The following is a 24,313-nucleotide window of genomic DNA, read 5'->3' as shown; positions in this document are numbered from 1 at the left end:
CTTCCTGCTGGAGTAAAAGGACATGATAAGTTTCAAATCTCTGCAAAATAACCTCGACAGCACGCTGAATCGCGCCTTGTCCGACGTGGATGACGTGCTTGAGGGTGGCAACGGACATTTCACTGCCGATGACATTGATGCCTTCGGTGAGGCAAGTCAGCAAGCCGCTGTCAGTTCCAACATCGCTGACCAGTGCCAGCAAGCCGGCTACAAAATGACCAAAAATGTCATCGATGGATTTCAGTGAGTTCGCTGAGGTCGTCGGCCAGTGGTGTGATCAGCGTCCAGCGACTGCGCTGGACTGCTGGGTCGACGACGCCAACGTCCGCCTGGAAGTGGTTGGTCATGGAATACGTTGCAGCATTGAGCTGCTCGATCCCTACGATGCCAATGACTCCCAACGCATCGAGGCGTTGCTCAGCCACGGGGGTGCCAGCCTTGCGTGTGCCTGTGATGGCGCCTTCGCCATTGATCCGCAGACCCGCTGCATAGTCCTGGTCACCTGGATACCCAACCCCTGCAACCTCGCCGATCTACTCGATCGCCTTGAAAGCCTGGCCAATCAGCGTGCGGCCTTGCTCAGCCTGATGCAGACCACCATTGGCGACATGACGCCCGCGATATCCGGGCGCACGACCCTCAATCACCGGCAACCGGGAGTTTGAAATGCGCAAGGCCTTGATGTGGTTGCCTTTATTGTTGATCGGGTTGACCCCTGTTACATGGGCGGTCACCCCCGAAGCCTGGAAACACACGGCTTACGCCTACGACGCCCGGCAGACTGAACTGACCACGGCGCTGGCTGACTTTGCCAAAGAGTTCGGCATGGCGCTGGACATGCCGTCCATTCCAGGAACGCTCGATGGCCGGATTCGTGCCCAGAGCCCGGAAGAGTTTCTCGACCGGCTTGGTCAGGAATACCACTTCCAGTGGTTTGTCTATAACGACACGCTCTACGTCAGCCCGTCCAGCGAACACACCTCGGCGCGCGTAGAAGTCTCATCCGATGCGGTAGATGACTTGCAGACGGCGTTGACTGATGTAGGCCTGCTGGATAAACGCTTTGGCTGGGGCGTCCTGCCTAACGAGGGTGTGGTGCTGGTTCGCGGCCCGGCAAAATACGTGGAACTGGTTCGTGACTACAGCAAAAAAGTCGAGACGCCGGAAAAGGGCGACAAGCAAGACATTGTTGTGTTTCCGCTCAAATACGCCAACGCGTCGGACCGGACCATTCGTTATCGTGATCAACAACTGACGGTAGCGGGTGTCGCCAGCATTCTTCAGGATTTGCTCGACACGCGTTCTCGCGGCGAAGCCATCAATGGCATCAACCTGTTGGGGCACGGTGGCGCAAATGCCGGACTCGCGGGTGGCGACGCGGACACTCAAAGCCTGCCTCTGGATTCCAGCGGCATCGATACCGGCGCCTTGCAACAGGGCCTTGATCGGGTGTTGAGCTATGGCAGCGGCAGCAAGAAATCCGGGAAAAGCCGTTCCGGTGGCCGCGCGAACATTCGTGTAACAGCCGATGTGCGCAACAACGCGGTACTGATTTATGACTTGCCGTCGCGCAAGCCGATGTACGAGAAACTCATCAAGGAACTGGACGTCTCACGCAACCTGATCGAAATCGATGCGGTGATCCTCGACATTGATCGCAACGAGCTGGCGGAGCTCTCCAGTCGCTGGAATTTCAACGCAGGCAGCGTCGGCGGAGGCGTCAACCTGTTCGACGCGGGCACCAGTTCGACGATGTTCATTCAGAACGCGGGCAAGTTTTCTGCAGAGTTGCATGCGCTGGAAGGCAACGGTTCAGCGTCCGTGATCGGCAACCCATCCATTCTTACCCTGGAAAATCAGCCGGCTGTCATTGACTTCAGCCGGACTGAATACATCACGGCGACGTCAGAACGCGTCGCCAATATCGAGCCCATCACCGCCGGGACCAGTCTGCAGGTGATCCCGCGTTCACTGGACCACGATGGCAAGCCTCAGGTGCAACTGATTGTCGACATTGAAGACGGCCAGATCGATATCTCCGATATCAACGATACGCAACCCAGTGTGCGCAAAGGCAACGTCAGCACCCAGGCCGTCATCGCCGAACATGGTTCGCTGGTGATCGGCGGTTTCCACGGGCTGGAAGCCAATGACAAGGTCCACAAGATTCCCTTGCTGGGCGACATTCCCTACATCGGCAAGCTGTTGTTCCAGTCCCGCAGCCGTGAACTGAGCCAGCGCGAACGTCTGTTCATTCTGACGCCGCGGCTGATTGGTGATCAGGTCAACCCGGCTCGCTATGTGCAAAACGGTAACCCGCATGACGTCGATGATCAGATGAAAAGGATCAAGGAGCGACGCGACGGTGGAGAGTTGCCGACCCGCGGCGATGTCCAGAAGGTCTTCACGCAGATGGTCGATGGAACTGCCCCCGTGGGTATGCGCACCGGCGAAACACTGCCATTTGAAACTGATAGCCTTTGTGATCCGGGCGCGGGGCTGACGCTCGACGCTCAACGTTCGCAGTGGTACGCCAGAAAGGATTGGGGTGTTGCGGTTGTCGTGGCGCACAACAATACCGACAAACCGGTACGTATCGACGAGAGCCGCTGCGGCGGTCGCTGGGTCATCGGTGTTGCCGCCTGGCCTCACGCCTGGCTGCAACCGGGTGAAGAGAGCGAGGTGTATATCGCTGTGCGCCAGCCACAGATATCGAAAATGGCGAAAGAGAGTCGGCCATCACTGCTCAAGGGAGCGAAACCATGAAGATCAGTAGCATTGCAGTTGTGCTGGTGCTGTTCGCTACCCTGTCGGGGTGTGCCACCCATGGATGTACGGGAGTTGCCTGCAAACGTCCGGACTCCACAAACCGCGAACTGGTCATCTGGTGGCCGCCGGACATGCGCGACGGTCTGGACGACCAGGACCACGAGCGGGATTACACAGTCGTGAAGTTAAAGGATTAGAAATGATTGAGGTAAAGGAAAAAGCGGCGTTCTACTACAACGTCGCTGCCCAGAGTCCTGCTGTCTGGCCGGTGGCAAACGGAGTGTCCTTCGTCAGTCGGCGCGAGCATCATGACTGGGGCATCGCGCTGCACATCGAAGGGCGTGCGCTGCGTCCCGAGCAACTGAGAGAGGCGCTGCAAATGAGGTTCTCAGAGGCCGAGCGGTTCCGTAACTACTTTCTGTTTCTGGATGTACAGCGTGATTTTGTAGTGTGGCATGCCGTAAGCGACGCGCCGGATGCCGTCACCAACCTGGATGACATACGGCGACATGAGTTGATGCTGGCAGGCCTGGAACACCTGGCTTAGGCAATTCTGCCAGCATGAAAGAAGACCGCCCCTGCAGAGGAGGCGGTTTTTTTTTGGGGCAACTGAAAGAGGCAAGCTACAAGGTAAGCGTTAAGCGTCCGGGCATCACACCTTGCGTGATGAAACCGGTTGGCACTTAGAGGTTTTTCCTGGTTTCTCGATTCGGAGCCGCAGCGCGTCAAAGTCAGTTCAGGCTTGGGCAGATAGCTCACGCAGTGCTCGCCTGATAACCCCCCCGCCCGGGGATTAGCCGAGTGCTCCCCCTGAGGTACTGTGTCAAACTATGTCGTTTTTACCCGTAGCTCCTGGTTTCGTTAGGGGCTTTTTCATGCTCAGGACGAGTCATTCAAGATGTTGATGAAGCTGGCGCCGAAGAAGCGGCGCAACCCGCGTAATTTCTACCTAGGTATCGCTGCGGTGCTCCTGGTTGCCGGGATTGGGCGCTATTTCTCGCTCAAGGCAGAGCAGGAGAAGGTGGCCCAACAGGCTCTGCTTGTCGAGCGCCTCGCCCAGTTGGACGCGACCCTGCCAAAGCAACTGGATGCAATTACCACCCTTGAGTACGTGGGTTTGAGGTACGGTGACACGATCTTCTACCGCTACAGGATCGACTTGCCAGCTAGCAGCCTCTCCGAGGAACGCAAGGCCAGCATGGAGGCGAGAATACGTCTTGGTCTGGACCAACTGGCCTGCAAGGAACCGCAGTTGCTGGCTATGATGCGCAGGTTCAAGTTTCACCAGGAGCATAGCTACCTGGCCAGGGACAGCACGCTCTTTTCCATTGAACTTCACCCTGAACAGTTGAGCTGCCCAGGGTGAAGCCGATAATGGGAGCCGTCGCTCGTTCTTCGCCTCACGCCATTCCCTGAACCGCAAGCGTTCAGCAACTCCGTCTTGCATGACTGAAACGGCATCCGCTTATGCGGCAGCAGTTGATCAACTTCACTCGGCTGCGGCGTCGGTAGGTATGTGAGGACATCCTTCAGATAAGTGTACGGATCATGCCGATTGAGCTACGTTGAGTGCAGCGCTGGCGATGGAGGCTCCGGCTTGCAGCTCCCAGCTTAAAGCTCCACCTCAACCTGAATCACTTCATCGGTGATTTCATCCAGCTGGCGAACCACTTTGTAGATGTGCCCGACAGCTTGCAGCGTGGGGCGAGGGATGTATTTGCCCACCTTGGCGCGGTACAGCGTTCTTGTCAGCCAGATGCTCTGCACCACCGGGATACCGGCCTTTTTGGCCCGAGCAATCAGCGCCAGCGCTTCCTCGTCCTCACCCTTGCAATGAATCAGCGGCAGAGGCGTCTCGCCTGGCCGGTAATACAGCGCCACCGCGTAGTGCGTCGGGTTGACCAGCAGCATGTCTGCTTCCTCCACCGGATTGGGGGCGGCGCTGGGCTCCTGGTTGAGGATTTCATGGGACAGTTGTCGACGATGGCCTTTGACATGAGGATCGCCTTCGGACTGTTTGTATTCTTTTTTGATGTCCTCGTGGCTCATGCGCAGCTTCTTGGCGTGAAAGTATTTCTGCATGGCGAAGTCGACCATGGCGACGACCAGCAGCAACCCCAGAATCACGCGCAAAATATGACGAAAGAGTTCGACCAATGCGTGCCAGTACGTCGTCAGATCGCTGTTGGCCAGCAGGATAAGAGCGCCCAGCGCGGGCTTGACCTGCATGTACAAGGTCGCGCCAATGGCAACAGCTTTGAGGATACTGAGCAGCAGGTTGAGGATGTTCTGCCCGGAAAACATCTGCTTGGCATGCGAGAAGGGGTTGATCTTGTTGATGTCCAGCTTCAAGGCCTTGGGCGCGAACAGAAAGCCGATCTGCATCCAGCTGCTGACCAGGCGCATCAACATGGCCATGCCGACGCTGCATAACGTGAAGCTGAGCAACACGGAAAGGCCTTCGCTGGCGATCAGCTCGACGGATGCAGCGAAGCTCCGGTCAATACCTTTGAAAGACAGTGCGAGCAAGGCCTGCAACCGGTCGACGCTGTCATCGGCCAGGCCCAGGGTGATTTCACTGACGACCATCAGTACCAGCAGTTTGCCAAGGTCCTGACTCTGCCCCACCTGACCTTTTTCGCGAGCGTCACGTATCTGTTTGGGGGTAGCCTTTTCGGTTTTTTCACTCACGGCACTTGCACCAGAAGCGCCAGCAGCGACTTCAGATCAACCAGCTTCAACAGTTGACCGGTGCCCAGCTCCAGCAGCGTTGGCAGGTAGATCAACAGAAAGGCCAGGCCGGCCATGCTTTTGGCTGGCATGGCCAGAATCGATACGTTCAGTTGCTGTGCATACAGGCCGATGATCGCAAACGCGGCTTCGATCAACAGTAGCAGGGCAATGAAGGGCGCGGCATACAACAGCATGTGTTGCATGGTCTGGTTGAGCTGTTCCAGAAAGACGTCCAGACCGCCTGCGGTCATGCCCGGCAGCCAGGCAGTCGGTGGCCAGACGCTGTAGCTGTCCCAGATGACCTGAGTGATGAGTGAAAGACCGCCAGTGAGAATCACCAGCATGATCAGGGTTTCCTGAAACAAATCGCCCAGCGGTGTGGCGTCCGGACCGAGGGCCGGGTTCAACTGGCCACCGCTGAGCGCCCCGCGCTGACTGTCGAGCAGGGCGCCGACCGAGGCAAACATCCAGAACGGCGCATACAGCAACAGCCCCAATAGCGTGCCCAGTACCGCCTCTTTGATCATCAGGCCGCCGATGGCAAACCAGTTATCGTCAAGAGAACCCAGCGCGCGGCTGATTGCGGGGGCCGGGACCATCGCCAGCACGGCCACTACCGCATAGCGCAGCGGGCCTTTCAGGTATTTGAAACAGAAGGCTGGCACCAGAAGCATGCACGGCAGCAGGCGCGCCATCGCCAGACCCATGCCCAGCATGAATTGAAACGCTTCGTGGGCGTCGAAGGGCATTTAGTGATTGACCCCGGACCGTGCAATCAGGTCGAAAGCCATATTGATGAACTGAATCAGCTCGACGCCGATCCAGCGGCCGGTCATGGCCAGGGTCAGCCCGACCGCCCCGAGCTTGATGCCGAAGGGCAGCGTCTGATCCTGAATCTGCATGAGTGCCTGCAGCAGCGAGGTGAGCACCCCGACCAGCACAGCGACACCCAGCGGCGGAGCGGTCAGGATGACGACCAGAAACATGCCTTGCTTGAACAACGCCAACGCTTCCATGGCCGCCTCACATATACGAATAGAAGAGGCTGTCGAGCAGGCGGGACCAACCCGACACCAGCACGAACAGCAGCAGCTTGAGCGGCAACGACAGGGTCATCGGCGAGACCATCTGCATGCCCAGGGCCAGTAGCAGGTTGGAGACAATCAGGTCGATGACGATGAAAGGGATATAGATCAGAAAACCGATCTCGAAACCGGCCTGCAGTTCCGACAGCACAAAGGCCGGAATCGCCAGCAACAGGTCGTTTTTGTTGGCCTGATCGGCCATTTCCTTGGGCCACATACGCTGGGTATTTTCCAGCAGATGGGCGACCACATCCGGGTCGGTATTGCGCGTCATGAAGCGTTGCAGTGGCTCGATCACTGTTTTCAGACTGCTCTGCAGCTTGTCGGCGCTGCCCAGTTCCAGCGGGTGTTCATGGACCCGCTGCTGGATCTCATGCGCCACCGGGGCCATGACGAACATGGTTGCGGCCAGGGCGATGCCGTACAGGGCCATGTTCGGCGGCACCTGCTGAACGCCAATTGCGTTGCGGGTGATCAGCAGGGTCATGGCGATTTTCAGAAAGGCGGTGCAGACAATCAACAGAAAGGGGATCAGTGACAGCGAGCCGAGAAACAGCGCCAGCATGATCGGGTTTACGCCCTCCATGATCATGATCGGGTCACCAGGCGGGTAATCTGCAGACCCAGGCGACCCTCGACATCCACCAGCTCACCCTCGGCCACCACCTGTTCGCCATGGCACAACGTCGCGTGCCCCGGCGAAATGCCGGTGACTTCAAGGATAGTCCCGGCATCCAGCCGGCGCAGTTCGGCGAGCGTCAGCCTGAGCTCGCCGCAACGCAGGGTCAGGTCCAGTGCCAGCGAATCGAGTGCCGGGGGCTCGTCCTGTTCTTCCTGCGCTGCGTGATCGTCCGGTTCGGCCGTCGCATACCCGGATGGCTCGCCGTCTTCTTCTTCGGACCAGTGCTGTTCAGTCGATGGGTCTTCATAGTCGTCGAGCATCTCGACATCTTCCTGATACAGATCTTCAGTACTCATGGTGGCGGTGCTCCTCATGACTGAGCCGCAAAAAAAGACGCTGCGCGTGCTGGTCGGTCTGCGCCGCCCATTGCCGTCCTGCCAGGCTCAGGAACCCTTGACCGGCGCTGTCGAACTGGCAGTGGGCGGGCAGTACCACGTCACCGGGGCGCAGCGAGGCGATTTGTTCCCGGGTCAGCGACATTTCACCGATGATCAGGGGGCTGGCCACTGACCAGGACTCGTCCACAGTGCGCGTGCGGGCTTGCCAGGACGCTGATCGCAGCAGCCTGAGCAGTGTGTCGGGCGTTGCATGCAAGTGCGCGTGAAGCTGCTCACCACCACGCCGTATCTGAACCCGGCAGCCCAGGGTGGGTGCTTGCGGTTTGTTGTGCAGGGGTTCGACCGGTGCCAGCAGTCGGGCAATGGTCGGGCTCAGACGTTGATTGAACAGCTGCCAGTACCAGGCTTGTTGCTCGCCCCCGAGCGTAAAGGGGATATCGCCCAGCAGGCTGAGCAGCGCTTCGGCGTCGCTCAGCAACAGGGGCCCGATGGCTGTGCTCAGCCAGACAGCACCTGCCGGTTCGCCTGTGTCGGCAAGCAGTGGCAACAGGGTCAGTTCGGCGTCCTGACCTGCGGCGCTGAAGCCCAGGCTCTGACCGGCACCCAGCTCACGCGTGGCCTGAGCCAGCAGGGCATCGACCTTGCGCAGACGCAGCGCGCTCATGCTGCAAGATCTTCATGCAGGTCCAGCTCAACGTCATGGCCGAGTGCCCGCGACAGTGAGTCACGGCATGCGCCGGTATGACCCTGCAAACGTTTCAGAACGTCGCGACGGGCGAAGCCCAGCTGGATGCTCCAACGGTGTTCGGTTTTTTCGGCATTGACGCGTACTGTCCCCAGGCTGGGCATCAGCAGGGTAAACGCCAGCGGGCCGGCGGGCTGTTCGGGCAAGCGCTGCGCCAGCTCGTCGATCAATTGGGTCGGTACATTTTCGGCGTGTGCGGGGAGGGCGATGCTGCTGCCGCCGAAACCTTGCTGATCAGGCTCTTCACCGACCTGAGGTATCAGCAGTTGGGAAAAGAACAGGCCGTCGGCGCTCTCCGGTGTCTCTGTCGCCGAACGGTTTTGTGCGAAGCGGACCTTCGGCATGTCGGTACGCGTTGTGCTGCCAAAAGCCGGTGGCTTGTCATCAGCCTTGTCCGGTGCGCGCTGCGTGGGCGCAGAAGGCGGTGTGGCATGCACTACGGGTGGTGCCGTTGGCGCTTTGGCCGGGTGTTTGATCGGTGCGGTCATCGTCACTTAACCTTCTTCGTTGAGCGTCTCCTCCATGCAGGCGAGTTTCTCGACCGCCCGCTGAGACGCTTTGGCTTGCAGGCGCTTCTGCTCAAGCAACGCCTGCTGTTCGGCTACCCGCAATTGCTGTTGCTGCACGTCCTGCCGAATACAGGCCAGGCGGTCGAGCATGTGTTTTTCTTTCTCATGCCATCGGTCGATATCGTTCGGGCTGATGGTCTTTTCCAGGTGTTCCTGAGACAGGCCCTCGCGACGCCGCTTGTGGTTGTCACGTTCCTGATCCAGCGATGCCCGTGTTTTTGATAAGTGGTCGAGCATCGATTTCAGTTCCACCTGCGCGTGGCGATGAGCCCGTTCAGCGCTCGCCTGACGATGCTGGCGCAGCGGGGTCAGCAAGCTGATCACCTGTTCCAGTGCTGCTCGCTGCGGATCGTCTTCCAGTGTGTCTTCCATCGTTACTCCGGCAGTCTGGAAGTGAGCCGCAGCAACCCGTCCAGGGTTTCCTGCAAGGGCACCGGCTCACGCAGGTCCTGGCGCAGAAATTCGTTGATGTCGTCATTCAGTTGCACCGCGCAATCGGTCACCGGGTCTGCACCGGCCTGGTATTCGCCCAGCCGCAGGAGCATTTCCACTTGTTTGTAGGCAGCCAGTAGCTGGCGCAGACGATTGTTCGCTCGCTGGTGTTCGCGGCCGGTGACATTGCTGAGGATCCGGCTGATGCTGGCGGATACGTCAATGGCGGGGTAATGCCCGCGCTCGGCCAGCTTGCGGGACAGCACGATGTGCCCGTCGAGCAGTGAACGCACTTCATCCGCCACCGGATCGTTCATCGAGTCCTGCTCGATCAGCACGGTGTAGAGTGCGGTGATCGAGCCGTTCTCGCTCATGCCGGCGCGCTCGACCAGGCGTGGCAGCAAGGTGTAAACCGAGGGTGGCAGGCCGCCACGCCCCAACGGTTCGCCCGAGGCAATCCCTATCTCCCGCTGCGCACGGGCAAACCGGGTCAGGGAGTCGAGCAGCAACAGCACTTTCTGGCCTCGTGCGCGGAATGCTTCGGCGATAGCGGTCGCGGTGAACGCTGCGCGTGCGCGCTCCATGCTTGAGCGATCAGAGGTGGCACAGACCAGCACCGAGCGGGCGCGTAGGGTTTCGTCCAGTTCATGGTCGAGAAACTCGCGCAGCTCGCGGCCCCGTTCGCCGATCAGCCCGAAGACGATGACATCGCAGCCCATGTTGCGGGCCAGTTCGGCCATCAGTGTGGTCTTGCCACAGCCAGCACCGGCGAACAGCCCCACACGTTGACCCTCGCCCAGAAGAATGGCGCTGTCGATGGCGCGTACCCCGGTGGGCAGGGCGTTGGTAATGCGCGGGCGCTGGGTGGGCGGCAAGGCGTCGGCGATCACCGGCAGTGTTTCGCGACGATCATCCGACCCGGCAAAAGCACCGAGGCAATCACCGAGCAGTGGACGTCCGAAGCCATCCAGGACGCAGCCCAGCAAACTGTCGTCAACGCCAATCCTGTGGGCGATGCCCAGCGGGCGGATCGGAGCACCGACCTGGATTCCGTCGGGTGCGCCCAAGGCGCTGAGCAGCGTACATTCCTGAGTGAAACCGACGATTTCAGCCAGCAGAAAACTGCCGTCGGCTTTGCTCACCTCGCAAAGATCGCCCACCTTGGCCGCAGGAATCTTGCATTCCAGCAGAATCCCGCGCACTGCACTGACCCGGCCACTGACGCGCACGGCGCTGTAGTCACGCAAGCGTGCTGCGTGGGCGTCTTTCCACTGGCTCAGTGCAGCATTCACCAGTTCACCTCAATGTGCCGATTGCCGTCGAATTGCAGGCGCTGATTGTCGATTCGCGTCAGGCGCAAGCCATCCACCTCGTCACCCACATAAATACGGCGGCCGTCTGCAGTCACCAGATGCGCATGCGGGCCGGTCATGATTTGAACCACCACGAAGGGCAGGGCGCTGCGTGTGCTGGCGACGTTGTCGAACACCGTCACCGGCGACTCATAGCGGTCCTTGAAACGCTGCAGCATGCGTTGATAGACCAGCAGGGATTCCTCTTTGAGATCGCCGTTGAGCACCAGCCCCTCGGCTGTTTCTTCCACGCTGACATCGGTCAGCAGCCGGTCGCTGAGCATAGTGCCCAACTGATGGCGTACCGCATCCGCGCTGGTCAGGCGTATGCGTTTATCGGCCGCGGGTTTGATGATCTTTGCCGGTGTAGGAGATGTCTCTACCGGTGCCTCTGCTGTGACCGAGGCCATGTGGCCGGGGCTTTGGTCCATTGCAATGGCGGGCGGGCGGGTCAGGCTCCAGGCGCTGCCGATGACGCCCACCAGCAAGCCGGCGATGATCCCTGTGGTACGGATGAGCGATTGCGAGCGCGACTTGACCTTTTTCAGCGGCACATCATTGCGCACAGGCTCGGGGTCGGCCTGTGGCTGTTTCGGGATGACCGCTGGCACTGAAGGCCACTCATCGCCTGCGGGCGAAACGCACAGCCACACTGAGCCCAACAAGAATGCAGTGTTGAGTGTCAGATCAATACCGGGCCGGGCGTTACCCTCTTCGTCGCACACCGCGCCTTCTTCAGCGTTCAGTGTCCAGCTGTCGTCCAGGCGTTGCAGGCGGCAATGCAGGCTTTCCACTCCTGCGTCGTCCAGTGCCAGATCGTGTTGCGCGGCAGAGCCAATCGACCATTGCTCGCCCACCAGTGGCAAGGCTGCGCCTTGGTGCTGACCGTTCAGTACGCGTAATTCAAACATCTGAAAGTCTCCCTTTGCTCAAGCCTGAAAGGCTCAAGCTGCGTGCTCGTTGTCCATTGGCTCAAGATCGTCTTCAAGGTCGAAGCGACCCATTACCTTGACCTTGGCCGCGTTGCTGATTTCTGCGAAAGACAGTACGGGAACGTGATAGAACTCCTCCCTCAACAAGGTCCGCAGTGGGCTGCGCAGGTCCTGCGCGACCAGCAGTACCGCCTGTTCGGGCGCGCGCACCGGAAATGCGATATTCATTTGTTGCACGAGCATCTGGCTGATCTCGTTACTCAGTGCGAAGAACGTTTCGGTCTGTGTCTGGCGCAGACCGTCGCGCAGCAAGCCCTCGCTTTCCGGCGTGAGCAGCCACACCTGCAGGCCTTCGGCACCGCAATACTGGTGGTAGATCTGCGATTTGAGCGCGATGCGCACGTAGTCGGTCAGCACGTTGGTATCGCGTTCATGCTGGCAATGCTCGATCAGGGTCTCGGCGATCAGCCGTATGGCTCTGAGCGGTACGCGCTCCGACGCGAGACGTTGCAGAACCGCCGAGAAGCGCGTCAGCGTGAGCACTCGCTGTATCTCTTGTGAAAGCTCCGGCTGCTCGGATTCCAGCCAGCTGAGGATGGCTTTGGTCTCCTGCAAGCCGATGAACTGAGGCGCGCAGGACTGCAATGCGCGTTCCATGCGTTCGACGATCAGGGTCATGGCGCTGACCGGGTTCAGCTCACCGCACTGCTCGGCGGGCAACCACACCCATTGATCTTCCTGGCGGTCGGTATTGCCCGGAATCGCCGCCGGGAGGTTTTCACCACCCAGTTGGCGGGCGTCCACGGCGACATGGGACTGGGTAAATGTCGCCTTGAGCATGGGTACGTCGTAGACGGTGAAGCGAAACTCGTCCGGAGGAAGATGATCGGCATGTTCAATGATGAACGATGGCAGGGTCAGACCGTATTGCACCACCAGTCTATTGCGTCGCCGACGTATTTCGCTGATCAGTGCCTCTATCTGTGCGCTGTCCTGGCCAGGGTGAAACTGCAGGACGAACTGCCGACTCGGTGAGAAGGTACGCAGGTCTTCCTTGCCGTTCATTTCCGGGGCGACGGCAGTGGCGCGTTGTTCGTTGGGCTTGGGTTTTGCCCGTTGCAACTGCAGCATGCCCCCGGCACCGCAGATGATCGCGATGGTGATGAATACTCCCGTGGGCATACCCGGCAGAGCCGCGAAGCCGAGCATGGCCACTGCGGCGATGATCCATGCCTTGGGCTGGCTGGTAATCTGTTCGGCGATTTCACGGCCAATGTTGGCCTCCGCGCCAGCCTCGGTATTGGGTACGCGGGTGATGATCATGCCGCAGGTTACGGAGATCAGTAGCGCCGGGATCTGTGCAATCAGGCCGTCACCGATGGTCAGCACGGTGTACAGCTGCAACGCATCGCCCGCGCTCATATTGTGCTGCAACACGCCGATGGAAATACCGCCGATCATGTTGATGGCAACGATGATCAGGCTGGCAATGGCATCACCGTTGACGAACTTCATCGCGCCGTCCATAGCACCGAACAACTGACTTTCCTTGTTCAGCTCAGCGCGGCGATTGCGCGCCTCCTGAACGGTTATCAGGTTGGCACGCAGGTCACTGTCGATGGACATCTGCTTGCCGGGCATAGCGTCCAGCGTAAACCGCGCGCCGACCTCGGCGACCCGTTCCGAACCTTTGGTGATAACCAGAAAGTTGACCACTGTCAGGATCAGAAAGATCACCAGGCCCACCGCCAGGTTGCCACCCACCACGAATTGGCCGAAGGCTTCGACAATGTGCCCGGCGTCCTGATTGAGCAGGATCAATCGTGTTGTGGAAATCGACAGCGCCAGACGAAACATGGTGGTCAGCAACAGCACGGCCGGAAAGGTCGAGAATGCCAGCGGTCTTGGCAAATGCATCGCCAGCATGATCAGCAGGCACGAGATACAGATGTTCACCGCGATCAACACATCAACCAGCCCCGTGGGCAGGGGGGTGATCATCATGAAGACAATGGCGATGACGAAGAATGCGCCGACCAGCTCTGACCGGCGCATGGCCGACAGGGCAATCATGTTCAGAAAGTTGATGACTTGATTCATCCGGCAAGCCCCTCAAAAAGCTGCTTCTGTTCCTGTTGAGTCAGTTCTGCCATCAGGGTGAGCAGGTTATTCAGCGCAGCCTGGCGGCTTTTCATGTCCTTCCAGAGCAGGATGGGCAATTGCATCAGCATCGGCCGCAAGCCATTGAGAAATGCCAGCTGGTTCTTGAGCCTGGCACCGCCGATGTGTTGAGTCAGTTGCAGGGTCTGGTTCACGTTCATTCCATTGGCCGTCAGGGTCAGCAAGTGTTTGAGAAAGGCTGGCGGATCCACCTTCAGGTCAGGGTTCTTGTTGCGCATGCGCCCAAGCAGGTGTTCACAACCGCGCAACAACGTCGTCACGTGGCGTGCCGTGGTCAGCCCGTGCATCAATGTGCGCAGCTGTTCATGAGATGCCGAAGGGGTAATCGCCGAGAGATCGTCGGCAATGGCTCTGCGCATGTCGCGCAGATTGAGGTCGAAGTCTCCGGTCTCTTCCTGCTCGTTGATCAAGGCTTCGATCAGGCCGGTCACGTTTGGCTGTCCGGAAACCGCTACGCCATAAAGGTTGCGCAACGCGGCACGGCGTTTGTTGTCGACGTTCTGCCGCCCGAACGCCCTGGCAGTATTAATGCCTGCCCGGGCGTGTGGTCCGAACTTGCGTCGCAACTGTTTCAGCGTTTGGGTGAGCGCCACGTACTCGCCTTCAGCGCCATCTTCCTCAGCCTGTTTGCGTGCCGCTTGCAGCACCACGTGGGCCTTGGCCGCATCGCCATCGGCAAATTCCAGAACCTGTTCCAGTTCTGTGTCGTTCTCTTGCAGCAGTTTTTTGCGCAGCAGCCTCGCGGCGTTATCCAGACCGGTATCGTTGGCGCTCATCAACAACTGATAGAGCTCACCCAGTTTGACGGCCCGTGATTGCAGTGCATTTCTGCTTGCGATCAGTTCGCGCTGGCGCAGTATCCGGCTGTTTTGCACCAGTGCTGCGGCGAAGCGCGAGACCTGTTGCGATGACGTGCCTTTTTCCGACGACAGGGTCCCGGGAATCGCTCGCGCAGCGGGCGTGACGGCGCGAATCGGCGTGACCGTGTGGGTTGGCAATATAGGCGGGGCGACGATTTTCATAGGACGGTTCTGAGCCTGGTCATGACCGCTGAGTGGGGCCTGGCCAGGATTCGGTTCCCTTGTAAAAGGGGCTGACGCGTTTGTGCCAAAAGCTGTAGTGATAAAAACGGCGTTGCGCAAAAAAATGTATTACAAAGAATTACAAATTTTAAAATAATTATATAAATCAGTAACTTAAATAATTATTTTGGCTGGCACGGTTATCGCTATAGGGCTTGCACACCATTAAATTAAGGTAAGCCCATGTTTCCGAACCTAGTGATCCTTGATGCAACCCAGCCACGCCAGGACTCTTCGTCTGCCGGTATCCGTCAACTGACGGCTGATCAGATACAGATGCTCAGAGCGTTCATTCAGAAGCGCGTAATGAACCCGGATGATGTCGATGACATCTTGCAATGCGTATTTCTGGAGGCCCTGCGCAACGAGCACAAGTTTCAACATGCCAGCAAGCCGCAGACCTGGTTGTGTGGTATTGCGTTGAACCTGATCCGTAATCACTTCCGCAAAATGTATCGCCAGCCCTATCAGGAAAGCTGGGAAGACGACGTTCATTCAGGGCTGGAATGGAATGGCGATATCACTCATCAGGTAGACGGGCACAGGCAATTGGCACGCGTCATCGCAGCCATTGATTGCTTGCCGTCGAACATGCAAAAGGTCCTGGAAGTGTCGCTGGAGATGGATGGCAATTATCAGGATACGGCGAACACGCTCGGCGTTCCGATTGGCACTGTGCGCTCGCGACTGTCCCGGGCACGGGTGCAATTGAAGCAGCAGATTGACCCGTTCGCCTGAGTGGATATCTGTCTGGAACCAACTCGCACGCAAAACCACACAGTTGCCATCCTTCACCACTTGGATGGCAACCATGCGTATATCCAGTTCTCCCAGTCCTGCCCTCGGCAGCATCGTGAATCAACCCACCTCTGGCGAACTGGCTGCTGAGACGCCATTAGCCAAAGCCTCGCTCACGCAGAGCAGCGCAGGTGGTGATCAGGCCTTTGTGCAGTTCGGCCAGGCCAACGACAATACATCTTTCTTTTCTGATGCCGAGCAAAGCGGCTCATCGCTGATGAGTCTGCTGACTCGCAGCAGTAGTAGCGAGAGCACCTCCAGCGTTGATCAGGACAGTGATCAGGTGTCCCCAATGACATCGGTCTCAACAGCCAGCGCGTCACCTGCGGCGGCTGCCTCCGACCCGGCAAATGCTCCCAGCGCTACCGATGCCGCGTTTCTCGATAACTCCGAATACTCTTCGCCCGAGGCCCTCAAGCGCTGGGATCCGATGGTCGCCCATCTGCCGCCCGAAGAACGCGAGCAGGCGGCAAAAGAACTCAACCGGCCGATTGCGGCCGCCTGGATGGCCAGAGAGCACGGCCCCAATGCTGACAAGGCGATGGCGTTCATCAACGCCAACCCTGCGTTGAAGACGGCTGTGGACGTCGGCAAGGATGGCGGTAATGCGGATGGGAAAATCACCAACAAAGACCTCAAGGCGTTCGCCAAAAATATGGAGAAGGCGGCCGACAATGCCGACAAGGACTTGGCCAAGTACATGGAAGATAACCCCGGCGCTGATCCTCAATCCCTTGAAATGGTGCGCAGCGCAGCGGTGATGCGCGCCAATATGCCGTTGGCGACGGCAGCCGACCCTCATCATGCCGTTGGGGCGCCTGACAAAACCGATGTCGATGGTAATGTCAGCGCCGAGGGTCTGAAAGCGCTGATTAAAAGTAACCCCGGGTTGTCAGGTACGCTCAAACAGTCGTCCAACATGTGGTCGCAGGCGGGCTTCCTCAGCCAGGTGGATGAAGCCGGTCTGACCGGGCGCAAGAAGGCTGCGCATAGCCCCGACCAGGTGTTCGATGCGTCCAATATGAGCGAGTGGATCAGGAAGAGCGCCCCCAAAAATGGTGGCCAGTTCGCCAGCATGCTCAGCGACGCCGCGACGTTGAATTCGGTAGCCGGTATCGATATCAGCAAACTCAACGCTCAGGTTTTCGAGAAGCCCAAGGCTTACACCGGCGCGCAGAAGGCCGCTGTGATGATCAAGTTGCAGCAGACTCAGCAGAGCGTGATAGCCGGGCGGGATTTGCGCAATACCGAGAAGACCGAGGCGGGCCTTAATGAGCGAATCGCTCAGTTGCAAGCCGATCCCGATGTTCAGGAGTACCTCAACAAAAGCATTCCCGAACAGGAGCGCAGCCTGGTCAGCAGCGATTCGGCGCTGCAAAAGGCCGTGACTGAGCAGGTTCAAAACGTCAACAGCGGAAAGGCCTTGCAAACCGACCTGGCAACCGCAGACAAGGCCGTCGGCAAACACAACCCCGACCCCGATTACAGCGGCGCCATCACCGGCCTGTCGGCTCAACTGCAACTGCAAAAAGACCTGTTTCCCGATGCCCAAGTGCCCACTGCCCAGCAAGTATTCAACAACCAGCCTGATGAAGTGCAAACGAAGATTGCCGATTCCTACGTTCGCAACTTCAGCGAAGGTGGCGCACTGAAGCAATTGCTTGGCCAGAAAAAGGCCGATGCCAGCGAAGCCCTGCAAACCGCAGACAACCAGAAAGCGGCCTATGAAAGTGTGCTGCCCGCTGATTTCGTTGAAGGCGAGCATGAAAACTACACGACCAGCACATTGAATGAGCTGCAGAACTCCAAAAAAGGCCGCAAGTTGCTGGAAGGCAAAAGTGATGAAGAGGGCGGCCCCTCGCTGTTGGCTCAGCTTGCTGATGCCGGGGCGGGCGGCAAGGTGCTGAACTCAGTCATGGGCTTTGCATCGGTATCCACCATGCTCGCCAACGGCGACAAGCTTGGCGCGACGCAGGCCATTTACGACAGCACGAAGCTGGGCGCCGAGGCGATCAAGGGAGGGGTCGACGCCGGGGCGAAGATGATGGGCCGCGAGGCCTCCGCCGGTCTCGGGCGTCTGGGCGGGCAGATGATCGGCCGCGCTGTCGGCCTGGTCGCCGGCGAAGCCACAGGGCTTGCCGCAGGCGCGGCACTGGGTGCTGCAATCCCGGTTATCGGCTGGGCCATCGACGGTGCCATGGCCTTGGGCTTTGGTATCTCGGCGATCATTGATGCGGTCAAGAAGCACAAGGCGCAGAAGGCGTTCGATCATAACGTTGACCCGGTGCTGGATCAGTTCGGGATTGACCGGGCGCATTGATGCAATGGAGCAGGGCGGCGGCCTTATCTTCCGTCCTGGTCCGTGAATGCATTGTTTTGCAGGCTTCGATGATTAATACCCTGCCTGGGGAATTGATTTATCGACCTCGTCAATTCGTACATTTTTCAGCACGCCGAGGTGTATTAATGACTGACCGATTATACAAAACTGTTCTTGCCGACTTATCAACGTCATTGACGATGCAACCCTTGGTATTCGACGACACAGGCGCTTGTGATCTGGTGGTCGATGAAGAGATTGCGCTGAAAGTGGTCGTGGACCACGTATTCCAGCGCCTGCTGCTGATCGGGCTGATGGACATTTCCCCTGATCTTCCCTTGAAGCGTTTGTTGAGTGGCGCACTTAACCCTCTGTTCAATGATGGACCCGGGCTGGGGTGGCATGCAGGCAGCGAGCTGTATATCGGCTTTAAGGCAATTCCCAGAGAGAAGGTGAGTGTGGTGACGCTGAAGCAGGCGATCGCTGAACTTGTAGAGTGGATAAAAACGTGGCGCGACGCGCATTGAAAGAGGATGAGTCATGAACCCGATACAAACACGTTTCTCTAACGTCGAAGCGCTTAGACATTCAGAGGTGGATGTACAGGAACTCAAAGCACACGGTCAAATAGAAGTGGGTGGCAAATGCTACGACATTCGCGCTGCTGCCAATAACGACCTGACTGTCCAGCGTTCTGACAAACAGATGACGATGAGCAAGTTTTTCAAAAAAGCAGGGTTAAGTGGGAGTTCCGGCAGTCAGTCCGATCAAATTGCCCAGGTACTCAATGAAAAGCGCGGCCCCCGCCGGTCCCCGTCTTATACGCCAGGGGCAGACCCATCTGGGTCGTATGCCATTGAACATCGAAGAGGGGCAAGGCAGTTCGGCCACCACGTCCGTCCAGAAAAGCGGGCTGCCCAATGGCCGCCTGGTAAACAGCAGTATTTTGCAATGGGCCGAAAAGGCGAAAGCCAATGGCAATACAAGTTCCGGTGCTCTTTATCAGATCTACGCAAAAGAACTCCCGCGTGTAGAACTGCTGCCACGCGCTGAGCACAGGGCGTGTTTGGCTCATATGTATAAGCAGAACGCTAAGGACGGTATCAGTATTTGGCCGCAGTTTCTGGATGGAGTGCGTGGGGTGCAGCTAAAACATGACACAAAAGAGTTCATGATGAACAACCCCAAAGCAGCGGACGAGTTCTACAAGATTGAACGTTCGGGCGCGCAATTTCCTGATGAGGCTGTCAAGGCTCGCCTGACGATAAATGTCAAACCTCAATTCCAGAAGGCCATGGTCGACGCAGCGGTCAGGTTGACTGCTGAGCGTCACGATATCATTACTGCCAAAGTGGCAGGTCCTGCAAAGATTGAACCGCCCCGGGTTTCTCGGAGACCCTTTTGTTTGAGTCATGCCACCTGGGCAGACTCGGTGAGTTGCTGATAATAGATTGCTTCTGCTTCGACCGGTGGAATATGACCGATTGGCTCCAGCAGGCGGCGGTGATTGAACCAGTCCACCCATTTCAGGGTTTCCAGCTCCACCGCCCCCCGTGTGGGCCAAGAGCGTCGATGAATCACTTCAGCCTTGTAAAGACCATTGATGGTCTCAGCCAAAGCATTGTCGTAAGAGTCACCGACACTCCCGACCGATGGCTCAATACCGGCTTCGACAAGACGCTCGGTATAGCGAATGGACACGTACTGCACGCCACGGTCACTGTGGTGAATGAGTCCACCCTGCTTGACTGGGCGACGGGCGTAAAGGGCTTGCTCCAGTGCATCGAGTACAAAATCGGTACGCGCTGAACTGGACACCTTCCAACCGACGATGAATCGGGCAAAGACATCAATGATGAAGGCCACGTAAACAAAACCCTGCCAGGTACTGACGTAGGTAAAGTCCGATACCCATAGGGCGTTCGGGCACTCAGCCACAAACTGACGGTTGACATGATCCTGCGGGCACGGCCTGGCTTGGTCGCTGACCGTCGTCTTGACGGGCTTGCCGCGTACCACGCCTTGCAGGCCCAGCTCTCCCATCAGACGTTGCACCGTACAGCGGGCGACTTGCAGTCCGTCACGCAGCAATTGTCGCCAGACCTTGCGCACGCCATATACCTGGAAGTGCTCATCCCAGACTCGCTGGATGTGCTCACCCAGTTCCTGGTCACGCTGCGCACGCGCTGACTGCTGGCTGGGGTCAGCCTGCTGAGCAGCGTACCGGTAGTACGTCGACGGGGCGATTGGCAACACCTTGCAAATCGGCTCGACCCCGTAAGACTGGCGGTTTTCATCAATAAACGTCTTCATCGTTTGAATGGGCGGTCGAGCTCCGCCTGGGCAAAATAGGCTGAGGCCTTACGCAAGATCTCGTTAGCTTGACGCAACTGACGGTTCTCACGCTCCAAGAGCTTGACTCGCTCACGTTCGACTGTGCTCAGCCCATCACGCTGGCCGCTGTTGCGCTCAGATTGGCGAACCCACAGCCGTAATGTCTCGGGCGTGCAGCCGATCTTGGGGGCAATGGCACTGATGGTGGCCCACTGCGACTCGTACTCAGGAAGGTGTTCGAAAACCATCCTGATGGCCCGCTCACGGACCTCTGGGGAATACTTCGGTAGTTTTTTCATCGCTCCATCCTCTCAAAGGTTGGAGTCTCCGAGAAACCCGGGGCGGTTCAGATTGGCACGCTTACAGATGCTGCGGTTTTCTATGTCGGCGGAGATTTTTCCTCTGCGCAGACACTTGCAAAAGAGCTTCAGGCACTGCTCCCTGAAGATGCGTTTATCAATCATACGCCAGCGGGAATGCAATCCATGGGCAAGGGACTGTGTTACGCCCGTACACCGCAGGACAGGACAAGCCACGGAATGTCGCGCGCCAGCATAATCGAGTCTGCATTGGCAGATACCAGCATGTTGTCACTGGAGAAGAAGCTGCGTAATGCTTTCAAGAGCGCCGGATACAATCCCGACAACCCTGCGTTCAGGTTGGAATGAGTATGAATTGCTGAACATCCCAAAGGCGCGGGCGCAGGAAAACGGAACTGAGGGGGCTATTCTCAGGCGTATCCTTCCTTTGCTTGAACACAGGCTTGCCGAGAATCTGTTTCATGGTTCCAGACAGCCTGCCCTGACAGAGAACGGCGTTTTTAGAGATTGAGCCAAACAGATCTTTTCAGGAGATGCATGCGGTAAACGACAACAAACCACTTTCCACCAGACGAACAAAAAACCTTGAATTTCAAGGTCTTTTTTCAAAGGTGGTGCCCCGAGGGGGAACCTAATCTTTCAGGTAATGCAGGGTTTGTGGGTGTCTTGCGAGGGTAGCCATACAGGTGGCCATACAGGGCGGGGTGGGCTGATGCGATTTCATGAGGATATTGCCCCGCGCAGATGGCGGGGCGAGAGGTGATTTGATCAGGCCGCGTGGCGGCTGTCCATCTTGCGTTGTATCCACTCTTCAACTTCATGCTGGACGAAGTAGGCACGCGCCGTGCGGGCGGTGCCGTCCTTGATCGGCTTGGGGAAGGTGCTGTCCTTGTCGCGCAGGCGCTGGAGCGATGTGCGGCTGATGCTCAGCTTTTTCAGGACCTCGGTCAGGGAGAGCAGCACGCGGCCGCTTGGTTCAGTGCTGGTCATGATCAGTCAACTCCGTTATCAAAGCCGTCATATGCGGTGTTTTCGTTCGTGGCCTTACGCTGCATCCGCTCAGCCTCGCCATCACCCAGATCATCGTCATGGCAATCCTGCGTGGCCTCGGGTGGCTCGATGGGGCTGTCGAGGTCTGGCTCGCTCCCGGCTGGCTTGGACAGGGCTTCTAGTTCTACCCTGCGCATGGCTTCCAACACCCATTCATGCGGAGTCCAGTTCTGTGCGTCCTCCGGCAAGGCTGGCATATAGCTGTAACGATGGGCGCTGCTGATAGCTGCCTCACGAGCAACCAAAGTGAGGCGCTCGACTTCACCGCTTAAGCCCGTCGACCCCCGCTGATACTTCGGTAACAGAGCCTCCAGCTCATCACACCGCGCCTTGAGCTGGCCGAGCTCTGCCTTCAACTCGACGTAATCCCGTTTCACGCGCTTCAAATTCAAGGCCTGATCAGCTGACAGTATGCGGAGCTGGGCATTTTCGGCCTGTAGCGGGGCAAGGTGGGCGCGGTCGATCAGCTCAATCACAGCGCAGTTTTCGCGGGTCCACTGATCAATACCTCTATCAAAAATACCAACATCGACTTTGCCTTCGGGGTGTAGCCAATACCCAAATGCTTCCGGCTCCCCGCCGAGCGCAGGCGGTTGAGGGGCTGCGGCGCATTTGAAGCATGTAATCCAGTCAAAGTTAAAGTCCTTGGGGTCTTGCGGCCCGTGTGACTGACAGCGCCTGCAATACATCGGTTTAGATTGGTCATTCATTGCTGCGCTTCCTCTATCACGTCGATAACTGACCAGATGCCCAGCGCCTGACTGACCGGCTTGCCGGCCGCCGAGCGCTTGAGCGTCTGGATAAGGTCGTTGCGCCCGCGCACTGATCGAGCCATGGCGGGCATTGAGTTGATTGTTTCGATGGCGTACTGCCTGCCCTCGACAAAGCCGTAGCGGTCTGGGGGCTGGGTGACGGCAGGGCGGCCCGGTACTGCAAGCGTGGGCTTTTCTGCGCGTACCGCTTTCACTGGCGCGGGCTTGGGGGCTGGCTTACTCGCAGGCGCAAGGTGTTGCAGGGCCATGGATAGGGCCTGTCGTGCGATGGGGTTCATGGGGTTGCCTTGGGTCAATCGCCGCAGAAACAGGCAATAGCCTCGTCGTGGTCGGCGAACATATCGAATTGAGTGTCGGAGTAGTCGAGCATCTGCTGATAGCTCGGCCGGTCGAAGCGGAACAGCGCGCCGTTGGTTGTGGCGGCGCTGCTCTGGGTGGCGCTGCGCTCCATCCGGGCCCACCATTCCGCCTTGTTTCGGTCGCTGGCAATTATTGAATAGACCTGCTTCGCACCCTTGAGGAAGCACAGGTCGCAGTTACCTTCCAAGGTGCGCCCGTTGATCGTCGATAGTGCCAGGTCGAATGGTTGTTCTTTCCAGAATTCACCGATCTGCTGCACGCTAACGCCCGCATCTGCAAGCGGCATCACCATCGTGGCGTGTTTGCTCTCAGACGTGGTCTTGCGGGTCCGGATCTTCGCTACGCGCCGAGGCTCGTCTGCCCGGATGCCGGTCATCATGTCGACCGGGGTTTCTTCGGTGGAGCATCCAACCATCCGCAGATATTTGTGGATCACTCTGATTTTGAGATCGATGGTGCAGAACCTTGTTACCGGGTTTGGCAGGTAGCTGCGCTTGCGGATCAGCGCTTCAAACGGTTCGCCATCCCGACTGGCGGTTTCGTAAGTGACAATGGCGAAGCCGCGATCATCGTCGCGGTACTCCAGCCACACTATGGGCACTTGCCAGCGCCGTGAGCATTCGTTCACAAAATCGAGTGTGGCTGGGTGCTCCTTCCCGGTGTTTGCAAATGTGACAATCAAATCGTCCAGATCATCGTTGGCGTCCAGCACCTGGCGCAGCATGTAGGCACTGGTCCGACCGCCCGAAAAACTGACGACAGTTGTTCCGCGCAGTCGGTAAGGGCTCATTTCTAAGCCACCTGAGCAGGCGGGTTCATGGCGAAGTAGATGCGGGCGCAGGCCTCGGTGTCCGGGCGCGCGCGGTGGCCACCGACCAACTCCTCGCCGGTGAAGTGGCGCAGGGCTTCGGCCACGGTCGGGACCTTGTACATGCCAGGACGACCGAAACCTGCGGCGATCATCTTCGCGGTGGGCGGGCACTTGACGATGTTCTTGCTCGACTGGCATGTGCAGTAGTTCGGCATGGCCTTGAACTCGTTCGCCGCCTGCTCGCCGATAAACCGCTTGATGGCGATACGCATGATTCGGTCGTCGAAGCTGACGTTGTGCGCGACCCGCAGCCCGGCCTGTTCGTAGACGCGCAGGAAACCGCCCAGCGCTTCCAGTTCCGGGATGCCTTGCTCGAGCGCCATTTCGGTGGTGATGCCGTGGATAGCGGCCACTTCGTCGGGGATCGTCCAGCCCTCGGGCTTGATCATCGCTTCGAACGAATCGACCAGCTCGCCTTGCGGTGTGTACAGCAGGATGCAGATATCGACCAGATGCGGCTGGCGCGGATCATCGCTTGGGTCTTTGAAGCGCGGCAGGCCGGTGGTTTCGGTGTCGTAAAAAGCGATCAGTTGGGACATTTGGTTTTCTCCAGGCGAAAAGAAAGCGCCCGTAGGCGCTCTGTGGTG

At 58.3% G+C, this 24,313-nt stretch carries 29 protein-coding genes, 1 pseudogene and 1 other annotated feature; of the genes and pseudogenes, 11 read left to right on the top strand and 19 right to left on the bottom strand.

Annotated elements, in window-relative coordinates:
* Nucleotides 1-22 precede the first annotated feature (22 nt).
* The 6 genes from AC4ANK_RS22420 (at nucleotide 23) to AC4ANK_RS22395 (ending at nucleotide 4,135) form a co-directional block, all read left to right on the top strand.
* The gene (locus AC4ANK_RS22420) at nucleotides 23-247 is read left to right on the top strand and encodes a type III secretion protein (RefSeq protein ID WP_002552406.1); all 225 of its coding nucleotides are present in this window, start codon (nucleotides 23-25) and stop codon (nucleotides 245-247) included.
* Nucleotides 234-665 carry a type III secretion system protein HrpG gene (locus AC4ANK_RS22415; protein WP_002552407.1) on the top strand — a complete coding sequence of 144 codons (432 nt, stop codon included), beginning with the start codon at nucleotides 234-236 and terminating at the stop codon, nucleotides 663-665. Before AC4ANK_RS22420 ends, AC4ANK_RS22415 begins: the two co-directional genes overlap by 14 nt.
* 1 nt (nucleotide 666) lies before the next feature.
* Complete coding sequence (gene sctC / locus AC4ANK_RS22410; protein WP_002552408.1) at nucleotides 667-2,766, top strand: type III secretion system outer membrane ring subunit SctC; 2,100 nt, start codon at nucleotides 667-669, stop codon at nucleotides 2,764-2,766.
* Nucleotides 2,763-2,966, top strand: a complete 204-nt coding sequence (gene hrpT, locus AC4ANK_RS22405; RefSeq protein ID WP_002552409.1) for an HrpT family type III secretion system protein — start codon at nucleotides 2,763-2,765, stop codon at nucleotides 2,964-2,966. The genes sctC and hrpT overlap by 4 nt, the downstream gene beginning before the upstream one ends.
* A gap of 2 nt (nucleotides 2,967-2,968) precedes the next feature.
* Nucleotides 2,969-3,316: a hypothetical protein gene (locus tag AC4ANK_RS22400; protein WP_002552410.1), complete on the top strand. Its 348-nt coding sequence runs from the start codon at nucleotides 2,969-2,971 to the stop codon at nucleotides 3,314-3,316.
* A gap of 357 nt (nucleotides 3,317-3,673) precedes the next feature.
* Complete coding sequence (locus AC4ANK_RS22395; RefSeq protein ID WP_223812463.1) at nucleotides 3,674-4,135, top strand: hypothetical protein; 462 nt, start codon at nucleotides 3,674-3,676, stop codon at nucleotides 4,133-4,135.
* Between the two features lie 89 nt (nucleotides 4,136-4,224).
* On the opposite strand, the pseudogene AC4ANK_RS22390 reads toward AC4ANK_RS22395, so the two are convergent.
* The 13 genes and pseudogenes from AC4ANK_RS22390 to sctW all read right to left on the bottom strand — a co-directional run.
* Nucleotides 4,225-4,329 (bottom strand): annotated as a pseudogene (locus AC4ANK_RS22390) (transposase domain-containing protein); the annotation flags it as partial.
* 51 nt (nucleotides 4,330-4,380) lie between these two features.
* Nucleotides 4,381-5,460 carry a type III secretion system export apparatus subunit SctU gene (sctU, locus tag AC4ANK_RS22385; protein ID WP_004666089.1) on the bottom strand — a complete coding sequence of 360 codons (1,080 nt, stop codon included), beginning with the start codon at nucleotides 5,458-5,460 and terminating at the stop codon, nucleotides 4,381-4,383.
* On the bottom strand, nucleotides 5,457-6,251 hold the full coding sequence (gene sctT / locus AC4ANK_RS22380; RefSeq protein ID WP_002552412.1) for a type III secretion system export apparatus subunit SctT: 795 nt from the start codon (nucleotides 6,249-6,251) through the stop codon (nucleotides 5,457-5,459). Before sctT ends, sctU begins: the two co-directional genes overlap by 4 nt.
* Nucleotides 6,252-6,518: a type III secretion system export apparatus subunit SctS gene (gene sctS / locus AC4ANK_RS22375; protein WP_002552413.1), complete on the bottom strand. Its 267-nt coding sequence runs from the start codon at nucleotides 6,516-6,518 to the stop codon at nucleotides 6,252-6,254. It abuts the gene before it with no gap.
* A gap of 7 nt (nucleotides 6,519-6,525) precedes the next feature.
* A complete protein-coding gene (gene sctR, locus AC4ANK_RS22370) occupies nucleotides 6,526-7,179 on the bottom strand; it encodes a type III secretion system export apparatus subunit SctR (RefSeq protein WP_002552414.1) in 654 nt (217 codons plus the stop codon).
* A complete protein-coding gene (locus tag AC4ANK_RS22365; RefSeq protein WP_002552415.1) occupies nucleotides 7,176-7,565 on the bottom strand; it encodes a FliM/FliN family flagellar motor switch protein in 390 nt (129 codons plus the stop codon). The genes sctR and AC4ANK_RS22365 overlap by 4 nt, the downstream gene beginning before the upstream one ends.
* Nucleotides 7,555-8,271 carry a hypothetical protein gene (locus AC4ANK_RS22360; RefSeq protein ID WP_002552416.1) on the bottom strand — a complete coding sequence of 239 codons (717 nt, stop codon included), beginning with the start codon at nucleotides 8,269-8,271 and terminating at the stop codon, nucleotides 7,555-7,557. The genes AC4ANK_RS22365 and AC4ANK_RS22360 overlap by 11 nt, the downstream gene beginning before the upstream one ends.
* Nucleotides 8,268-8,840, bottom strand: coding sequence for a type III secretion system HrpP C-terminal domain-containing protein (locus AC4ANK_RS22355; RefSeq protein WP_002552417.1), 573 nt, complete (start codon nucleotides 8,838-8,840; stop codon nucleotides 8,268-8,270). Before AC4ANK_RS22355 ends, AC4ANK_RS22360 begins: the two co-directional genes overlap by 4 nt.
* A gap of 6 nt (nucleotides 8,841-8,846) precedes the next feature.
* Nucleotides 8,847-9,293 (bottom strand): YscO family type III secretion system apparatus protein, encoded by a 447-nt coding sequence (locus AC4ANK_RS22350; RefSeq protein ID WP_002552418.1) that lies wholly within the window; start codon nucleotides 9,291-9,293, stop codon nucleotides 8,847-8,849.
* Nucleotides 9,294-9,295: 2 nt separating this feature from the next.
* Nucleotides 9,296-10,645 carry a FliI/YscN family ATPase gene (locus AC4ANK_RS22345; RefSeq protein ID WP_002552419.1) on the bottom strand — a complete coding sequence of 450 codons (1,350 nt, stop codon included), beginning with the start codon at nucleotides 10,643-10,645 and terminating at the stop codon, nucleotides 9,296-9,298.
* Nucleotides 10,642-11,616, bottom strand: coding sequence for a type III secretion system inner membrane ring subunit SctD (gene sctD / locus AC4ANK_RS22340; protein ID WP_010203248.1), 975 nt, complete (start codon nucleotides 11,614-11,616; stop codon nucleotides 10,642-10,644). Before sctD ends, AC4ANK_RS22345 begins: the two co-directional genes overlap by 4 nt.
* 33 nt (nucleotides 11,617-11,649) lie before the next feature.
* Nucleotides 11,650-13,737, bottom strand: a complete 2,088-nt coding sequence (sctV, locus tag AC4ANK_RS22335) for a type III secretion system export apparatus subunit SctV (RefSeq protein ID WP_002552421.1) — start codon at nucleotides 13,735-13,737, stop codon at nucleotides 11,650-11,652.
* The gene (gene sctW, locus AC4ANK_RS22330; protein ID WP_002552422.1) at nucleotides 13,734-14,840 is read right to left on the bottom strand and encodes a type III secretion system gatekeeper subunit SctW; all 1,107 of its coding nucleotides are present in this window, start codon (nucleotides 14,838-14,840) and stop codon (nucleotides 13,734-13,736) included. The genes sctV and sctW overlap by 4 nt, the downstream gene beginning before the upstream one ends.
* A gap of 243 nt (nucleotides 14,841-15,083) precedes the next feature.
* Here sctW and AC4ANK_RS22325 point away from each other — a divergent pair, with 243 nt between their 5' ends.
* The 4 genes from AC4ANK_RS22325 (at nucleotide 15,084) to AC4ANK_RS22310 (ending at nucleotide 19,462) form a co-directional block, all read left to right on the top strand.
* A complete protein-coding gene (locus tag AC4ANK_RS22325; protein WP_002552423.1) occupies nucleotides 15,084-15,638 on the top strand; it encodes an RNA polymerase sigma factor in 555 nt (184 codons plus the stop codon).
* A 73-nt stretch (nucleotides 15,639-15,711) separates the two neighbouring features.
* Nucleotides 15,712-18,018, top strand: coding sequence for a type III effector HrpK domain-containing protein (locus AC4ANK_RS22320; RefSeq protein ID WP_002552424.1), 2,307 nt, complete (start codon nucleotides 15,712-15,714; stop codon nucleotides 18,016-18,018).
* Nucleotides 18,019-18,164: 146 nt separating this feature from the next.
* Entirely contained in the window at nucleotides 18,165-18,545 is a 381-nt protein-coding gene (locus AC4ANK_RS22315; protein WP_032074428.1) for a type III secretion system chaperone, read from the top strand.
* Nucleotides 18,546-18,805: 260 nt separating this feature from the next.
* Nucleotides 18,806-19,462, top strand: coding sequence for a hypothetical protein (locus AC4ANK_RS22310; RefSeq protein WP_460384456.1), 657 nt, complete (start codon nucleotides 18,806-18,808; stop codon nucleotides 19,460-19,462).
* On the opposite strand, the gene AC4ANK_RS22305 is transcribed toward AC4ANK_RS22310, so the two are convergent.
* A protein-coding gene (locus tag AC4ANK_RS22305; RefSeq protein WP_095178853.1) for an IS3-like element IS51 family transposase occupies nucleotides 19,429-20,651 on the bottom strand; the annotation gives its coding sequence in 2 pieces (ribosomal slippage) (nucleotides 19,429-20,366 and nucleotides 20,366-20,651; 1,224 coding nt in all). The genes AC4ANK_RS22310 and AC4ANK_RS22305 overlap by 34 nt on opposite strands.
* Nucleotides 20,257-20,373: a sequence feature (AL1L pseudoknot), on the bottom strand. Its footprint overlaps the gene before it by 117 nt.
* Before the next feature lie 6 nt (nucleotides 20,652-20,657).
* Between AC4ANK_RS22305 and AC4ANK_RS22300 the strand changes: the two genes are divergently transcribed.
* Nucleotides 20,658-21,020, top strand: coding sequence for a T3SS effector HopA1 family protein (locus AC4ANK_RS22300; protein ID WP_460414694.1), 363 nt, complete (start codon nucleotides 20,658-20,660; stop codon nucleotides 21,018-21,020).
* Nucleotides 21,021-21,440: 420 nt separating this feature from the next.
* On the opposite strand, the gene AC4ANK_RS22295 is transcribed toward AC4ANK_RS22300, so the two are convergent.
* Genes AC4ANK_RS22295 through AC4ANK_RS22275 form a run of 5 tightly spaced genes read right to left on the bottom strand, consistent with a single transcriptional unit; the run spans nucleotide 21,441 to nucleotide 24,265 of the window.
* The gene (locus AC4ANK_RS22295; protein ID WP_031595338.1) at nucleotides 21,441-21,662 is read right to left on the bottom strand and encodes a helix-turn-helix transcriptional regulator; all 222 of its coding nucleotides are present in this window, start codon (nucleotides 21,660-21,662) and stop codon (nucleotides 21,441-21,443) included.
* Between the two features lie 2 nt (nucleotides 21,663-21,664).
* Nucleotides 21,665-22,432, bottom strand: coding sequence for a hypothetical protein (locus AC4ANK_RS22290; RefSeq protein ID WP_031595336.1), 768 nt, complete (start codon nucleotides 22,430-22,432; stop codon nucleotides 21,665-21,667).
* Nucleotides 22,429-22,773 carry a hypothetical protein gene (locus AC4ANK_RS22285; RefSeq protein ID WP_031595334.1) on the bottom strand — a complete coding sequence of 115 codons (345 nt, stop codon included), beginning with the start codon at nucleotides 22,771-22,773 and terminating at the stop codon, nucleotides 22,429-22,431. Before AC4ANK_RS22285 ends, AC4ANK_RS22290 begins: the two co-directional genes overlap by 4 nt.
* Nucleotides 22,774-22,787: 14 nt before the next feature.
* A complete protein-coding gene (locus AC4ANK_RS22280; protein WP_002552426.1) occupies nucleotides 22,788-23,645 on the bottom strand; it encodes a phosphoadenosine phosphosulfate reductase domain-containing protein in 858 nt (285 codons plus the stop codon).
* A 2-nt stretch (nucleotides 23,646-23,647) separates the two neighbouring features.
* Entirely contained in the window at nucleotides 23,648-24,265 is a 618-nt protein-coding gene (locus tag AC4ANK_RS22275; protein ID WP_031595331.1) for a 3'-5' exonuclease, read from the bottom strand.
* Between the last annotated feature and the right edge of the window lie 48 nt (nucleotides 24,266-24,313).

This window comes from Pseudomonas sp. Pmew2 (assembly GCF_058129885.1).
This window is presented reverse-complemented; position numbering and strand designations above follow the sequence as displayed.

Excerpts from the sequence above, each read along its gene's own strand:
- AC4ANK_RS22360 (WP_002552416.1), bottom strand. The coding sequence starts at position 8,271 with ATGAGCGCGCTGCGTCTGCGCAAGGTCGATGCCCTGCTGGCTCAGGCC.
- AC4ANK_RS22290 (WP_031595336.1), bottom strand. The coding sequence starts at position 22,432 with ATGAATGACCAATCTAAACCGATGTATTGCAGGCGCTGTCAGTCACAC.
- AC4ANK_RS22400 (WP_002552410.1), top strand. The coding sequence starts at position 2,969 with ATGATTGAGGTAAAGGAAAAAGCGGCGTTCTACTACAACGTCGCTGCC.
- AC4ANK_RS22350 (WP_002552418.1), bottom strand. The coding sequence starts at position 9,293 with ATGGAAGACACACTGGAAGACGATCCGCAGCGAGCAGCACTGGAACAG.
- AC4ANK_RS22310 (WP_460384456.1), top strand. The coding sequence starts at position 18,806 with ATGAAAAGCGCGGCCCCCGCCGGTCCCCGTCTTATACGCCAGGGGCAG.
- sctD (WP_010203248.1), bottom strand. The coding sequence starts at position 11,616 with ATGTTTGAATTACGCGTACTGAACGGTCAGCACCAAGGCGCAGCCTTG.
- sctC (WP_002552408.1), top strand. The coding sequence starts at position 667 with ATGCGCAAGGCCTTGATGTGGTTGCCTTTATTGTTGATCGGGTTGACC.
- AC4ANK_RS22325 (WP_002552423.1), top strand. The coding sequence starts at position 15,084 with ATGTTTCCGAACCTAGTGATCCTTGATGCAACCCAGCCACGCCAGGAC.
- sctW (WP_002552422.1), bottom strand. The coding sequence starts at position 14,840 with ATGAAAATCGTCGCCCCGCCTATATTGCCAACCCACACGGTCACGCCG.
- sctV (WP_002552421.1), bottom strand. The coding sequence starts at position 13,737 with ATGAATCAAGTCATCAACTTTCTGAACATGATTGCCCTGTCGGCCATG.
- sctR (WP_002552414.1), bottom strand. The coding sequence starts at position 7,179 with ATGATCATGGAGGGCGTAAACCCGATCATGCTGGCGCTGTTTCTCGGC.
- AC4ANK_RS22365 (WP_002552415.1), bottom strand. The coding sequence starts at position 7,565 with ATGAGTACTGAAGATCTGTATCAGGAAGATGTCGAGATGCTCGACGAC.
- AC4ANK_RS22395 (WP_223812463.1), top strand. The coding sequence starts at position 3,674 with ATGAAGCTGGCGCCGAAGAAGCGGCGCAACCCGCGTAATTTCTACCTA.
- AC4ANK_RS22420 (WP_002552406.1), top strand. The coding sequence starts at position 23 with ATGATAAGTTTCAAATCTCTGCAAAATAACCTCGACAGCACGCTGAAT.
- AC4ANK_RS22315 (WP_032074428.1), top strand. The coding sequence starts at position 18,165 with ATGACTGACCGATTATACAAAACTGTTCTTGCCGACTTATCAACGTCA.
- AC4ANK_RS22285 (WP_031595334.1), bottom strand. The coding sequence starts at position 22,773 with ATGAACCCCATCGCACGACAGGCCCTATCCATGGCCCTGCAACACCTT.
- sctS (WP_002552413.1), bottom strand. The coding sequence starts at position 6,518 with ATGGAAGCGTTGGCGTTGTTCAAGCAAGGCATGTTTCTGGTCGTCATC.
- AC4ANK_RS22280 (WP_002552426.1), bottom strand. The coding sequence starts at position 23,645 with ATGAGCCCTTACCGACTGCGCGGAACAACTGTCGTCAGTTTTTCGGGC.
- AC4ANK_RS22275 (WP_031595331.1), bottom strand. The coding sequence starts at position 24,265 with ATGTCCCAACTGATCGCTTTTTACGACACCGAAACCACCGGCCTGCCG.
- hrpT (WP_002552409.1), top strand. The coding sequence starts at position 2,763 with ATGAAGATCAGTAGCATTGCAGTTGTGCTGGTGCTGTTCGCTACCCTG.
- AC4ANK_RS22355 (WP_002552417.1), bottom strand. The coding sequence starts at position 8,840 with ATGACCGCACCGATCAAACACCCGGCCAAAGCGCCAACGGCACCACCC.
- AC4ANK_RS22415 (WP_002552407.1), top strand. The coding sequence starts at position 234 with ATGGATTTCAGTGAGTTCGCTGAGGTCGTCGGCCAGTGGTGTGATCAG.
- AC4ANK_RS22320 (WP_002552424.1), top strand. The coding sequence starts at position 15,712 with ATGCGTATATCCAGTTCTCCCAGTCCTGCCCTCGGCAGCATCGTGAAT.
- AC4ANK_RS22295 (WP_031595338.1), bottom strand. The coding sequence starts at position 21,662 with ATGACCAGCACTGAACCAAGCGGCCGCGTGCTGCTCTCCCTGACCGAG.
- sctT (WP_002552412.1), bottom strand. The coding sequence starts at position 6,251 with ATGCCCTTCGACGCCCACGAAGCGTTTCAATTCATGCTGGGCATGGGT.